Below are 13431 nucleotides of genomic sequence, written 5' to 3' on the forward strand. Positions count from 1 at the left end.
GAGATAACGGTGGCAAGGGATTCCTGTTATCAATCTGTGATGAGCGAGCTTGGTGTGCGCTGCTGCCCGATGGCCCACGCGTACGGCACCGGGGTGCCGTTGATCGCCCAGTCCCCGACGATGCGCTGTTTGAAGATGACCGGGTTGTGGGACGACACGGCCCGAGCGTTCCGCCAGAACCGATCGAGGCGCTTCGTCTCGGAGACGGCGGACGCGCTCAGCGCATTGAGGACCGTGCTCGTCGCCTCGAGGGAAAGGGGCGTGAGGACGATCTGTCCCTGGGCCGACTCGAGCTCGGCGCGCTGATTGGCGCGTTCCTCGGCCTCGGCGTCGCCCGCGAAGCGTGCGAGGTAGGCGGCCTGCGCGGATTCGGCTGCCCGCACCGCGACTGCCCGGGCCGCGAACCCCTGCGCGGTCGCGACCCCGACGGTCTGCTGCACGAGCGGATCCTCCGACCACGTTCCGGCGGAGCCATGGCTGAAGACACGCGTGCGGGCGCGGGCGTGTGCCGCGACCTCCCGCGCCGCGCCCGCGACGAGGCCGGCCTGCGTGGCGAGGTGGACGAGCTGGTAGAAGGCCGTCTGGTAGCGGAAGCGATCGGCGAAGACGGTGATGTTGTCGGGATCGACGCGGGCGTCCTCGAGGATCGTCGTGCCGCTGCCGGTCGTGCGCTGCCCGAAGCCGTCCCAGTCGTCGTGGACGGTCACGCCGGGTTGATCGGCGCGCACGATCGCGATCACGGGGACGCCCTCGTACTCGGCGTACACGTCGAGCCAGTCGGCGAAGATGCTGCCGGTGCTGTAGAACTTCGTGCCGTTGACGACGAGGTCGTCGCCGCGACGGGTGACCTTCGTGTTGACGTCGCCGACCTTCACCTCGCCGATCTCGGTCCAGGCGTTCCCGGCGATCTCGCCCGAGACGAAGCGCGTGAGCCAGGCCGACTGGTCGACGGTCGCGTGCTGGTTGAGGCGGTCCTCGACGTAGGCGAAGTGGCCCCGCAGCGCCTGCGGGATGTTGGAGTCGGCGGCAGCGAGCTCGGTGAGCAGCTCGATCAGCTGGGGGAGGGATGCCCCTGACCCGCCGTACGCACGCGGCACACGTACGGCGCCGAACCCGGCATCGGTGAGCAGCCGGATCTCCTCGTGCGGCAGTCGACGGTCGTTCTCGCGGTCCACCGCGCTGTCGGCGATCTGCGCGAACAACGGCCGGAACCGCGCCGCGAGCGTCTCGTAGTCGGTGCCGAGCGAGAGCCCGTCGTGGAGTGCGGGGTCGGGATGCCGGGTCATGTCGTCGCCTCTCAGCTGTGGGTCGTGGTCGTCGCACCCTTGCTACTCGCCGAATCCGCGCGGGGCGCGCTTGTGACGCGAATCGCGGCATCCCGTCGTCACGGGCCGACACACACCGTCACGCCCCGACACACGCGTTCACATCGATTGACACTGCCCGGCGCCCGGGCGGAAGGTTCCGGGGAACCCATCCGATCGCGTCGCCCGACCGCGTCGCCAGCCCACGGAGAACACCATGACCGAGCAGACATCCTCGTTCGACCAGGCCTCGTCCCACGAGCCGCTGAAGTTCGCGTACTGGGTGCCCAACGTCAGCGGCGGCCTCGTGGTCTCGAACATCGAGCAGCGGACGTCCTGGGACTACGACTACAACGTGAAGCTCGCTCAGACGGCCGAGCGCGTCGGGTTCGAGTACGCCCTGAGCCAGGTGCGCTACCTGTCGAGCTACGGCGCTGCTCAGCAGCACGAGTCGACGTCGATCAGCCTGGCTCTGCTGCTCGCGACCGAGAAGCTGAAGGTCATCGCCGCCGTCCACCCGGGGCTCTGGGAGCCGGCGGTGCTCGCGAAGTTCATCCTCACCGCCGACCAGTTCTCGAAGGGGCGTGCGGCGGTCAACGTCGTCTCGGGCTGGTTCAAGGACGAGTACACGAAGCTCGGCCTCCCGTGGCTCGAGCACGACGAGCGCTACCGCCGGTCCGCCGAGTTCATCGAGGTGCTGCGAAAGCTCTGGACTGAGGAGAACGTGCAGTTCCACGGCGACTTCTATCGCGTGAACGACTTCACGCTGCGCCCCGGCCCCTACCCGGTGCCCGGCCGCCCGCATCCGGACATCTTCCAGGGCGGCAACTCGACGGCCGCGCGCTTCAATGGCGGCGCTCATGCCGACTGGTACTTCTCGAACGGCAAGGACTTCGACGGGTTCACCGAGCAGTACGACGACGTCACCCGGGTCGCCGCTGAGCACGGGCGCACCGTGCGGTTCGGTCTGAACGGGTTCGCGATCGTCCGCGACACTGAGGCGGAAGCACGTGAGCAACTGCGCGAGATCATCGCGCAGGCCGATCCGGCGTCCGTCGAAGGCTTCCGCAAGTCGGTGCAGCAGGCCGGGGCATCCACTGCGGACCGCAAGGGGATGTGGGCCGACTCCTCGTTCGAGGACCTCGTGCAGTACAACGACGGCTTCCGCACCCAGCTGTTCGGTCCGCCCGAGCAGGTCGCCGAGCGCATCATCGCCTACAAGAAGCGCGGGGTGGACCTGTTCCTGCTCGGCTTCCTGCACTTCCAGGAGGAGCTCGAGGCGTTCGGCGAGAAGGTCATCCCGATCGTTCGCGAGCTGGAGGCCGACCTCGCCCGCACCGGCGACCCGATCGGCGTCGCCCGCTGATCAGGGGCGGATGAGGACCTTCAGCGCTTCCCTCGAATCCATCAGGCGGTAGCCCTCGGCGATGTCGTCGAGGGGGAGCTCGCGGTCGAAGACCTTGCCCGGCTCGATGGTGCCGTCGAGCACCTGGGGGATGGCGCCCTCGAGGTAGGCGCGGACGGTGGCCGGCCCGCCGGTGAGGGTCGCGTTCTTGCCGAACAGCGAGGTGAACCCGACCGCGGCATCCTCGTACTGGGGGACGCCGACGCGCGAGATGACGCCGCCGGGGCGGACGATGCCGTAAGCCTGCTCGTATGCCGGCATGTGGCCGACCGCCTCGAGGACGACATGGGCGCCCTCGCCGCCGGTGATCTCGAGCACCTTCGCGACGCCGTCCTCGCCGCGCTCGGCGACGACGTGTGTCGCCCCGAACTCGCGGCCGAGGTCGGTGCGGGCGGTGTGCCGGCCCATCAGGATGATGGTCTCGGCGCCGAGCTGCCGCGCAGCCAGCACGGCGGAGAGGCCCACCGCTCCGTCGCCGATCACCGCGACGGTCTTGCCCGCCTCGACGCCGCCGCGGATAGCCGCGTGGTAGCCGGTGAGGTAGACGTCGGACAGCGTCAGCAGCGACGGCATGAGCGCCTCGTCGGTGCCGGCCGGGATGGCGACGGCGGTGCCGTCGGCGTACGGCACCCGCAGCTTCTCGGCTTGGGTGGCGGATGCGGCGCCGTCGAAGAAGCCCCCATGGATGCAGGAGGTCGTGATCCCGTCGTGGCAGAACGTGCAGGTGCCGTCGGACCAGGCGAAGGGGACGATGACGGTGTCGCCGACCCGGAGGGTCGTCACGTCCTCGCCGATCCGCTCCACCACGCCGACGGCCTCGTGCCCCATGCGGCGTCCCTCGGGGGTGTCCTCGAGGTCGTGATACGGGTGCAGGTCGGAGCCGCAGACGCACGCGTAGGTGACGCGGATGATCGCGTCCGTGGGCGCTTCGAGGGTGGGCTCGGGTACGTCGATGACGCGGACGTCGCCCGCGGAGTACATGAGGGTTGCGCGCATGACTTCTGTTCCTTGTCTCAGTGGTCAGTCGATGATCTCGACGGTGACGGGTCCGCCCACGAGGAGCGCCAGTTGTTCTTCGGTGGCGTCGTAGGTGCCGATGTGGAGCGTGTCGTCGGAGTACTCGATCCCGGAGGCGTCGTAGTAGAACCCGAGGTTCCCCCAGGGCGAGTAGTAGATGAGGTCGCCGTCCTCCGGGTCGGAGCCCGGTGATCCCTGCCAGGCGAGTTCGCGGGGCAGGGAGGCGATCTTCTCCCGGCTGTTCAGGTCCTCGAACGACAGCTCGGCCGGGAGGAGGGATAGAAGATCGCGCACCGCCGGGCTGTCCTCGCCGATCGTGACGTCGATCGTGGTGCGGTCGGACGAGAACCGGATGCGCGTCCCCACGACCTCCGCCGGAACGGATGCCGAGGCCGAGGGCGCGTCCGGTCGGGTCGCCGCGGGCTGCGGAGTGGGTTCGGCGGCGCAGCCGCCCAGCAGGGCCACGCCGAGCAGCCCGAAGCCGACAGCTGCCCTGCGGCGCGGCATCCGTCCGCGGGGGTCGCCGATCACGAGGCGCTCCCGACCTGCGGGGAGCGGACCGCCGATGCGGTGCGTCCGCGGGCGAGGAACAGGAAGGAGGCGCCCGCGAGGAGGACGGAGACCGTTGTGACGATGCCGAGCGGCAGGATGCTGAGGGCACCGGCGACCCCGACCAGCGGAGCCGCGATCCCCCCGAACCCGAACCTCACCATCCCGAGGAGGGATGAGGCCGTGCCCGCCATCCGCGGATAGTCGGCGAGGGCGAGGGTCGTCGCCGGGGGAGACGAGATCGCGACCCCGCCCGCCAGGAGGAACAGCGACACGATGACGACCCACAGGGGAAGGGCGGTGAGGCCGGCGACGAGGAGTCCGATCGCGCCGACACCTGACGTCAGGACGCCGGCGGTCAGGGTGCCGGGAATGCTCCACCGCTCGGCGGAGCGCCCGGCGAGGTGTCCCAGGGTCATGAAGCCCGCCGAGTTCAGCCCGAAAGCGAGCGCGTAGCCGAGCGGGGACAGCCCGTAGACGTCCTGCAGGACGAAGGTCGATCCGGCGAGGTAGGCGAACAGGGCGGCGTAGAGGAACCCCTGGTTCAGGACGGCCCCGACGAATGCCCGGTCCCGCAGGAGCGTCCGGAAGTCGGCGACGGTGTGCGCGAAGCCGCCGGCGGTCCGCTCCTCGGGTGCCAGCGTCTCGGGGAACATCCTTAGCGTGACGACCAGGATGGCCGCCCCGATCGCGGCGAGGAAGACGAACAGGCCGCGCCAGTCCGTGACCGCGTCGAGGAGTCCGCCGAGGAGGGGCCCGATGATCGCGGCGAGGCCGCCGACGACCGTCAGGCGCCCGTAGAACCGGATCAACGCGCCGCCCGTGTACACATCGCGGCCCGCGGCCTGCGAGATGACGATGCCGACCCCGCCGGCCAGCCCCTGCACGAACCGGGCCGCGATCAGCAGTTCGACCGTTGGGCTCAGCGCGCACACCGCCGACATCAGGATGTACGCGGCGATGCCGACGAGCAGGATGCCGCGGCGTCCGAACCGGTCCGAGAGGGGGCCCGCGATCAGCTGGCCGGCGGCGAGCCCGATCAGGCAGGCGGTGACGGTGAGCTGAGCCACGGAGGTGACGGCGTCGAGCTCCGCCGTCAGCGCGGGGAGGGCCGGGAGGTAGAGGTCCATCGAGATCGGGCCGAACACGGTCAGCAGCAGGAGCAGGGTCGGCAGCGCCCTCCGGGAGCCGGTGCGTTGCGTGAGAGCGGATGCGGTCATGTCCTTCAGCGTCGTCGCGCTCGGGCGCGGGCGGGAGTCCCTGCCGGAAGGTGTACCGAGAGGGCATCCCTGATCCGGCTCGGCCGATCTAGCCTGTGGGCATGGACAATCGAGCTGAGGTCCGTGAGTTCCTCATGACGCGTCGGGCACGCGTGACGCCGGATGCGGCGGGGATCTCCGCGGGACCGGGCCGAAGGGTCGAGGGGCTCCGGCGTAGCGAGGTCGCTGCCCTCGCCGGCGTGAGCGTGGAGTACTACGCCAAGCTCGAACGGGGAGCGATCGCGGGCGCGTCCGGTGCGGTGCTGGAGTCCCTGTCCCGCGCCTTGCAACTCTCCGACGCCGAGCACGCGCACCTTCTCGACCTCGCACGCAACGCCGACGGGATTCCCGCCTCGGGGCGCCACCGTCGTCGCGCCTCGAAGTCGGGGCCGGTCCGTCCGAGCCTCGAGTGGGCGCTGTCGTCGATCACGGATGCGGTGGCCGTCGTGCGCGACCAGCGTCAGGACCTGATCGCGTTCAACGATCTCGGCCGAGCCTTCTACTCGCCTCTCATCGGTGACGGCGGACGCGTCCCGAACTTCGCACGCTTCCAGTTCCTCGATCCCGTCGCGCGGGACTTCTATCCGGACTGGGATCTGTTCGCGGACATGTGCGTCGCCGTCATCCGCGCGGAGGCCGGCCGCGACCCGCACGACAAGGGCATCCAGGATCTCGTCGGCGAACTGTCGACCCGCAGCGACGAGTTCCGGAAGCTGTGGGCCGCCCACAACGTCCGGGCCCACGGTTCCGGGAAGAAGCGCTTCCGGCATCCCGCGGTCGGCGAACTCACCCTCGTGTACGAGGAGCTCGCCGTCACCGCCGAGCCCGGTCGTGTCCTGTTGATCTACAGCGCCGAGCCCGGTTCACCCTCGGCGGAGCGGTTGGGGCTGCTCGGGTCGTTGGCGGCGGACGATCGCTCCCGCGTCAGCCCGCCGGCGGGCTGACGCGGGCATTCGATCAGCTCCGGTACACCTGCACGACGGACGGCCGCGGCGCGTTCGGGATGTCGCCGCGTCGCGTCGAACCGTAGTCGGGGAACAGCGACGTCGGCGCCGCGACGGTGCCGTTCTCGCCGGGATGCTGCACCGCGACGAACACGAGCTTCTCGCGCGCGTGGATCACGGGCCCGCACGTCTCAGCCTCGCGGGGGACGGCGAGGAACTGCTGCACGCGTCCGCGCTCCCGACCGGTGAGCGGGACCCGGAACAGGCCGTCGTTGAACCCGATGGTGCTGGGGGCGCCATCGGTCGAGATCCAGAGGTTGCCGTCCTCGTCGAACGCGAGGTTGTCGGGGCACGAGATCGGCGACACCTTGTCCTTGGGATAACCCGCGAAGTAGGTGCTCGGGTCGGACGGGTTGCCGCACTGCAGCAGGATGCTCCAGCCGAAGGAGGTTCCCGCCTGCCCGCGGCGCTCGGTCATCTCGAGCACGTGGCCGAACCGGTTGCCCGTGCGTGGGTTAGCCTCATCCACCATCGAGGTCTTGCCACGGTCGGAGTTGTTGGTGAGGGCGACGTAGATCTTGCCGGTGCGCAGGCTCGGCTGCACGTCCTCGGGGCGGTCCATCTTCGTCGCACCCATCTTGTCGGCGGCGAGGCGCGTGTAGACGAGGACCTCTTCGGTCGTCATGCCCGGGACGACGCTCCGGCCGTGGCGGGTGAGCGCGATCCACTCGCCGGATCCGTCGAAGGCGCCGTCGGCGGGCAGCTTCCCCGAGCCGTCGATCTGCGAGGCGGGGGAGTCGCCGCGGAAGCGTGCGACGTACAGGTCGCCCTCCGAGAGCAGCGTCATGTTCTTCTTGCGAGACGAGCTGATGCGGTTCTTCGAGACGAACTTGTAGAGGTAGTCGTTGCGCTCGTCGTCACCCATGTAGGCGACGACGCGACGGTCCTCGGCGACGATGACGTTCGCACCCTCGTGCTTGAAGCGGCCCATCGCGGTGTGCTTCTTCGGCGTCGAGGTGGGGTCCTCGGGGTCGATCTCGACGATGTAGCCGAAGCGGTTGGGCTCGTTGACGTATCCCGGGTCGAAGGAGTTGAACCGGGGGTCGTACGCCTCCCACCCGGTCGAGGTCGTCCGCGAGGCGCTCGCCTGGTAGCGCTTCTGCCCGGCGGTGTCGGCGGCCCACGCGAAGTAGCCGTTGAAGTTCTCCTCACCCGAGAGGATCGTGCCCCACGGCGTGGTGCCGCCCGCGCAGTTGCCCAGCGTTCCCTTGACCCATCGGCCCTCGGGGTCTGCGGCCGTCTTCACGAGGTCCGATCCTGCGGCGGGTCCGGTCAGCTCGAACACCGTCTCGACGGTGATCCGTCGGTTGCGTCGCCCGTCGACCACGTAGCGCCACGGAGCGCCGCGCCGGCGTCGCTTGATCTCGACGACCGACATGCCCTGGGCGGCCTTGTAGACCTCGCCGCGGCGGCGGAGCTCGGCGGCATCCGTCGACGGCGGGAACATGATGTTCGGGTTCACGTACTCGTGGTTGTTGACGAGCACGCCCGTCTTGCCGCTGCGGTCGGCGAGGATGTCGAGGTAGTCGCAGTTGTACCCGAACTGCCGCTCCTGCGCGGCACGGCTCTGCGCCTCGAGCGAAAACCTCGGCGCGTCCGAGAACAGCGGGTCGCCCCAGCGGATGATCGGGGACCACGTGTAGCCCTTGGGAACCGTGAGCGCGTCGACGGATGCCGGGACGGGAGCGATCGGCTGGAACGGCAGGCTGTTGTGGCCCCAGCCCCAAGTCGACTCGACGGGTCCCCCGGGCAGAGCCGAGGCGGTCGTTGGGTTCGAGAGGCCGAAGGCGTCGGTGGCGACGACGACCGCGCTCGCGGCGGCTGCGCCGATCAGCATGCGGCGCGAGAGCGCGATCTCGGCGATGCTGCGGAAGGTCGGGTTGTCCGACCCGTTGCACTCGGGGCCGAGGCAGGCGTTGGCGCACTTTAACTGGCAGGTCACCGCGGAGCGCTTGCCGACGGCGTGCGCCGCGAGGGGGAGTGTCGTGCGGGTGGTGGGGGGTTCCACAGTGGTCACAGGGGGTCCTCTCGTGCAGATCCGTTCCAGGATCCGTCGGCGTTCCTGCGTCGGGGTGAATCGCCGGTGAACAGCGCGTGACGGTCCCCGGATGCCACGACGGAACGGGCGGGATCAGCCCGAGGCGACCGCGAACAGGCCCGCGACCCCCACCGCGTAGAGCACGAGGACCGTCAGCGAATCGACGCCCATCCCCAGTACCCGCCGCGGAGGACGGAAGATGAGCCCGACCACGTAGACCAGGGTCAGCAGGGCGGCGAGGGCGGTGAGGTAGATGTCCGTCGCGCCCGCGCGCGGCAGGACGGCCTGCCCAGAGATGACGGTCGCGCCGAGGAAGAGCACCGGGAGGAACGCGTTGCCGCCGAAGATGTCGCTCATCGCGAGGTTGTCGTCGCCCTGCCGGATCGCCTGCAGGCCCGTGGAGATCTCGGGGAGCGAGGTCGCGAGGGCGAGGAACGTGGCGCCGAACAGGACGCCCGAGAGCCCGATGTCCTCTGCGATGGCGTCGCCGGCGCGCTCGAGGACGACACCGGCGCCGAGCGTCGCCGCGGCGGCGACCAGGAAGACTGTGACGACCAGCCATGTCGGCCGGCTCTTGTGGGGGTGCTGCGGCTTCGAGCGGCGGTGTCCGGGGGTGTGCGGCGACGCGTTGTCGACGGTTCCGCTGCCGCTCCAGGGCAGGTGGCGACCGGCGCGCTGCACGAGCAGCAGGCCCGCGATCCAGAGCGCGGTGATGAGGACGACGTCCGGCGTGAGGCGCAGGGCGACGAGTCCTTCCGGCAGCTGGCTGCCGGCCACGACGGCCGCGAGCACGGCCACCACCACGAGCCCTTCGAGGACCAGCACGAGGGATGCCGCGCGGTAGGTCAACGGCTTCACCCCGCGGCCCCGGCGGCCGAACGCGTCGAGCACGACGAGGACGACGGTCTGCAGTGCGATGCCACCGAGGATGTTGCCGACCGCCACCCCGAGGTTGCCCGCCGCAGCGGCGCTGACCGTGATGGCGATCTCGGGCAGGTTCGTCGCGACGGCGAGGATGATCAGCCCGCCGAAGGCGCTGCCGATGTGCCAGCGCGCGTCGAGCACGTCGGTGGTCTTCGAGAGTTGGATGCCGGCGACCCAGACGACGGCGGCGGCTGCGACGAAGACGACGACGACCAGCCAGAACGGGAGCGAGTTCACCGCACCACTGCACACCCGGAGGCGGCCGTCTGCCTAGCGGTTGACGGCGCCGGCAGAGCGTCTCCTACGAGGACGGGTCGACGACCAGCGCGTACTCGGTACCCGACCGCGTGCGTTCGACGAGGTCGTGGTCGACGAGGTGCCGCCGGAGGGCGGCGACGTCGTCGGTGAGGGCTTCGAGCCGCTCGTTGATCCCGCGTTCGTCCAGGACCTCGCCGGGGACGAGGATGCGGGCGGCGAGGAGCGTCAGCAGTTCGCGGCGTTCGTCCGGATTCGACGGGTACCCGATCACACGTCCCTCGCGCGAGAGGTAGCGGGCGACACCCGTCGGCCTCACCGCGGCGGGTGCGGACGCGAGGACGCGGGCGAACACACCGCCGTCCGCCCGCAGGTCGTCCGTGACCAGTCCGGCGCGCCGCATCGTCTCGACCACGTGGCGCCGCCGCGACGGCGACAGGCCGCCGAGAGCGTCGTCGGCACTGGCGCCGAGCGTCAGCCGGGCGAACGCTTCGCGGACGCGGTCGTTCGCGAGCGCGGCCACGAGCGGACGCCACTGGTCATCGCCCGATCGGTCCATGCCAGCACGCTATCGCGCGGCGGGCAGCCTCAGCATCGCGACCGGCCGCGCCCCCGGCACGCCCTCGATCGGGCTGAGCTCCTCGAACCCGAGGCGTCGGTAGAGGCGACGGTTGTCGGGAGTGGAGGATTCGAGGTACGCGGTCTGTCGGGTGGTGTCGAGGGTGTCGAGCTGCGCCGACAGCAGCGCCCTGCCTACACCTCTGCCCCGCGCCGCGGCGCTCACCCCGATCTCGGCGAGGTACCAGTGCGGGGCGCGCGGACGGTGGCGCGCGAGGCGCGAGAGCAGGGACAGGGCCCGCGGCATCCCGAGCCAGCCGAGCGCCCGCGCGAAGCGGGGGAGCTCCGACGCCTGGCGTGCGAGCGCCCCCCGCTCGGCGTGCGGCCCCTCCCACGCGGCGACGCCGAGGATCGTGCCGTCCGCATCGCGCGCGAGATCGACCGTGCCCGTCGCGTACGGCCCACTGGCGAGCAGGCCGTGGAACAGATCGGTGAGCCGTTCGTGCCGACGCCGCGTGCCCGGCACGACAGCCGCCATGACGGGGTCCTGCGCGAATGCTTCGGCGAGGATCGTGGCGGCGGGAGCGAGGTCGGTGGAGCGGGCGGGGGTCACGCTGATCATGAGATCTCCTCAATTGGTCCGGGTGGATAAAACTAGTATGGATGCCACCACGCGCCGCACGCTCGGAGATCACTGTGAACGACCCGTCACCTCGCCGGACCTATCTCGACGTCGACGATCGCCGACGCCAGCTGCTAGACGCCGCGGTCGAGGTGATGGTGCACGACGGGGTCGCCGCGCTGTCGCTCCGCAGCGTCGCGCAGCGAGCGGGCGTAGCCCACCGCGTCGTGAGCTACGCCTTCGGGTCGAAGGCCGATCTCGTGACCGCCCTGCTCGAGCGGGAGTCCGGGCTGCTGACGCGCCGGCTGTGGGCCGAGCCGCTCGCACCGCTCCCCCTCGGCGATGCCGTCGCTGCGGCGCTCCACACCTTCGTCGCCGAGCTGCGGCGCGAGCGCGTACGTCACGAACGCCTCGCCGAGCTCACCGCGATGGCCCGCTCATCCGAGGCGCTCGCCGGTGCCGCACGGGCCGAGACCGAGGCAGTCCGCGGGGAGATCGAGCGGCTCGTCGAGGCGTGGATCGCGTCCCGCGACGGTGTGCTGACCGCGCCGACGGCGACGCTCGTGGCCGTCGTGCATGCGGCGGCCGAGGGACTCGCCGCGTGGTGGCTCGCGACCGGAGACGACGACCACGTCGACGATGTCATCCGGGTGTTCGCCGCGGGGCTCGCCGCATTCGAACGCGCGTAGCGGACGCACAGCAGACCCATCGAGAAACCGCCCTACGCTGGCGGGACACCGAGGAGGACACACGACGATGACTTCGACACCGCCGGCATCCGATCTGCAGGAACGCCCCTGGCTGGCCGCTTACGCGCCCGGCGTCCCCGCAGACATCGACCCCGTCGACGAGACGCTCGTCGACCTGCTCGACCACTCGGTCGCGCGCTACGGGTCAAAGGTCGCGACCGAGTTCTTCGGCGCCGAAACCACCTACGCCGAACTCGGCGAGCAGGTCTCGCGCGCGGCGAACGCCCTGCGCAAGCTCGGCGTCAGCGCCGGCGACCGCGTCGCGCTCGTCCTCCCGAACTGCCCGCAGCACATCGTCGCGTTCTACGCCGCGCTGCGCATCGGCGCGATCGTCGTCGAGCACAACCCGACCTATACGGCCCGTGAGCTGCGGCACCAGTTCGAGGTGCACGAGGCCGTCGTCGCGATCGTCTGGGACAAGATCGCCGACATGGTCGCCGAGTTCCCGAGCGACATCGCGCCCGCCGCGATCGTCGCCGTCGACATGACCGACGCCCTGCCCTGGGCATCGCGCACCGCCCTGCGCCTGCCCGTCCCCGCCCTCCGCGAGCGACGCGAGGCGCTGACCTCGAAGCCGACCGCGCGGGGGATCATTCGGTGGTCGCAGTTCACGAACGCCCGCCGGCTGCCCCGCAAGTACGCGCGGCCCGTCCTCGACGACACCGCGCTCCTGCAGCTCACGAGCGGGACGACCGGGATGCCGAAGGCCGCCGTCCTCTCGCACCGGAACCTCCGCTCGAACGCCGAGCAGGGGCGCGCGTGGGTGCCGGGGCTCACGGAAGGCGCTGAGACGTTCTACGCCGTCCTGCCGATGTTCCACGCCTACGGGCTGACCCTCTGCCTGACCTTCGCGGTGTCGATCGGCGCGCGGATCGTGCTGTTCCCCAAGTTCGACGTCGACCTCGTCGTCGGGGCGCTGAAGAAGTCGCCGCCCACATTCCTGCCGGGCGTCCCGCCGATCTACGACGCGCTGTCGCGCGCGAGCACCCGCAAGGGCGTCGACCTCTCCAGCATCCGCTTCGCGATCTCGGGCGCCATGAGCCTGCCGGTCCCCACCGTGACGCGGTGGGAGGAGGTCACGGGCGGTCTGCTCGTCGAGGGCTACGGCATGACCGAGACCTCGCCCGTCGCGCTCGGCAACCCGATCGGCCCGACGCGGCGCCCCGGCACCGTCGGCGTGCCGTTCCCGAGCACCTTCATCCGCGTCGTCGACCCCGACGACCCGACCGTCGATCGCCCGGTCGGCGAGGCGGGCGAGCTGCTCATCCGCGGCCCGCAGGTGTTCCAGGGGTACTGGCGCCGCCCCGAGGAGACCGCCGCGGTCCTCCTCGACGGCGGATGGCTGCGCACCGGCGACATCGTCACCGTCTCGGAGGACGGCTTCGTCACGGTCGTCGACCGCGTCAAGGAGCTCATCATCACGGGCGGGTTCAACGTCAGCCCGAGCGAGGTCGAGCAGGTCCTGACGCTGCACCCCGACGTCGAGTCCGCCGCGGTCGTGGGCGTCCCACGGGCCACCGGCGGCGAGGACGTGGTCGCGGCTGTCGTCATGAAGCCGGGGACGGCGTTCGAGGCATCCGCCCTCAAGGACTTCGCCCGCTCGCACCTCGCCGCCTACAAGGTGCCCCGCAAGGTCGTGCAACTCGACGATCTGCCGCGCTCGCAGATCGGCAAGGTGCTGCGCCGACAGGTGCGGGAGCAGCTGACCGCGCGCTGATCTGTCAAGGGTCGTCGCGCCGGGCGGTGT

At 70.6% G+C, this 13431-nt stretch carries 12 protein-coding genes; 4 read left to right on the forward strand and 8 right to left on the reverse strand.

The window, feature by feature from the left end; all coding sequences use genetic code 11:
* Positions 1-29: 29 nt before the first annotated feature.
* The gene (locus QE428_RS07650) at positions 30-1286 is read right to left on the reverse strand and encodes an acyl-CoA dehydrogenase family protein (RefSeq protein WP_307467688.1); all 1257 of its coding nucleotides are present in this window, start codon (positions 1284-1286) and stop codon (positions 30-32) included.
* A 235-nt stretch (positions 1287-1521) separates the two neighbouring features.
* On the opposite strand from QE428_RS07650, the gene sfnG reads away from it, so the two are divergent.
* Positions 1522-2670 carry a dimethylsulfone monooxygenase SfnG gene (gene sfnG / locus QE428_RS07655; RefSeq protein ID WP_091351695.1) on the forward strand — a complete coding sequence of 383 codons (1149 nt, stop codon included), beginning with the start codon at positions 1522-1524 and terminating at the stop codon, positions 2668-2670.
* Here sfnG and QE428_RS07660 read toward each other — a convergent pair whose 3' ends face one another.
* Genes QE428_RS07660 through QE428_RS07670 form a run of 3 tightly spaced genes read right to left on the reverse strand, consistent with a single transcriptional unit; the run spans position 2671 to position 5495 of the window.
* On the reverse strand, positions 2671-3705 hold the full coding sequence (locus QE428_RS07660) for a zinc-binding dehydrogenase (RefSeq protein ID WP_307467694.1): 1035 nt from the start codon (positions 3703-3705) through the stop codon (positions 2671-2673).
* A 24-nt stretch (positions 3706-3729) separates the two neighbouring features.
* Complete coding sequence (locus tag QE428_RS07665) at positions 3730-4257, reverse strand: cyclophilin-like fold protein (protein WP_018185502.1); 528 nt, start codon at positions 4255-4257, stop codon at positions 3730-3732.
* Positions 4254-5495: a multidrug effflux MFS transporter gene (locus tag QE428_RS07670; protein WP_018185501.1), complete on the reverse strand. Its 1242-nt coding sequence runs from the start codon at positions 5493-5495 to the stop codon at positions 4254-4256. The genes QE428_RS07665 and QE428_RS07670 overlap by 4 nt, the downstream gene beginning before the upstream one ends.
* A gap of 101 nt (positions 5496-5596) precedes the next feature.
* Here QE428_RS07670 and QE428_RS07675 point away from each other — a divergent pair, with 101 nt between their 5' ends.
* Positions 5597-6478 carry a helix-turn-helix transcriptional regulator gene (locus QE428_RS07675; protein ID WP_091351697.1) on the forward strand — a complete coding sequence of 294 codons (882 nt, stop codon included), beginning with the start codon at positions 5597-5599 and terminating at the stop codon, positions 6476-6478.
* Between the two features lie 13 nt (positions 6479-6491).
* Here the strand turns inward: QE428_RS07675 and QE428_RS07680 are convergent, their stop codons facing one another.
* The 4 genes from QE428_RS07680 to QE428_RS07695 form a co-directional block, all read right to left on the reverse strand.
* On the reverse strand, positions 6492-8546 hold the full coding sequence (locus QE428_RS07680) for a PhoX family phosphatase (protein ID WP_373457717.1): 2055 nt from the start codon (positions 8544-8546) through the stop codon (positions 6492-6494).
* A gap of 123 nt (positions 8547-8669) precedes the next feature.
* On the reverse strand, positions 8670-9737 hold the full coding sequence (locus QE428_RS07685) for a sodium:calcium antiporter (protein WP_307467711.1): 1068 nt from the start codon (positions 9735-9737) through the stop codon (positions 8670-8672).
* Between the two features lie 64 nt (positions 9738-9801).
* Entirely contained in the window at positions 9802-10314 is a 513-nt protein-coding gene (locus QE428_RS07690; protein WP_307467714.1) for a DUF2087 domain-containing protein, read from the reverse strand.
* 9 nt (positions 10315-10323) lie between these two features.
* On the reverse strand, positions 10324-10935 hold the full coding sequence (locus tag QE428_RS07695; protein WP_091351701.1) for an N-acetyltransferase: 612 nt from the start codon (positions 10933-10935) through the stop codon (positions 10324-10326).
* A gap of 74 nt (positions 10936-11009) precedes the next feature.
* Here QE428_RS07695 and QE428_RS07700 point away from each other — a divergent pair, with 74 nt between their 5' ends.
* Together QE428_RS07700 and QE428_RS07705 are read left to right on the forward strand one after the other, a co-directional pair.
* The gene (locus QE428_RS07700; protein ID WP_091351702.1) at positions 11010-11624 is read left to right on the forward strand and encodes a TetR/AcrR family transcriptional regulator; all 615 of its coding nucleotides are present in this window, start codon (positions 11010-11012) and stop codon (positions 11622-11624) included.
* 67 nt (positions 11625-11691) lie between these two features.
* A complete protein-coding gene (locus tag QE428_RS07705) occupies positions 11692-13401 on the forward strand; it encodes a long-chain-fatty-acid--CoA ligase (protein WP_307467719.1) in 1710 nt (569 codons plus the stop codon).
* Positions 13402-13431 lie beyond the last annotated feature (30 nt).

The organism is Microbacterium sp. SORGH_AS_0505 (assembly GCF_030818715.1).
Classification (GTDB): domain Bacteria; phylum Actinomycetota; class Actinomycetes; order Actinomycetales; family Microbacteriaceae; genus Microbacterium.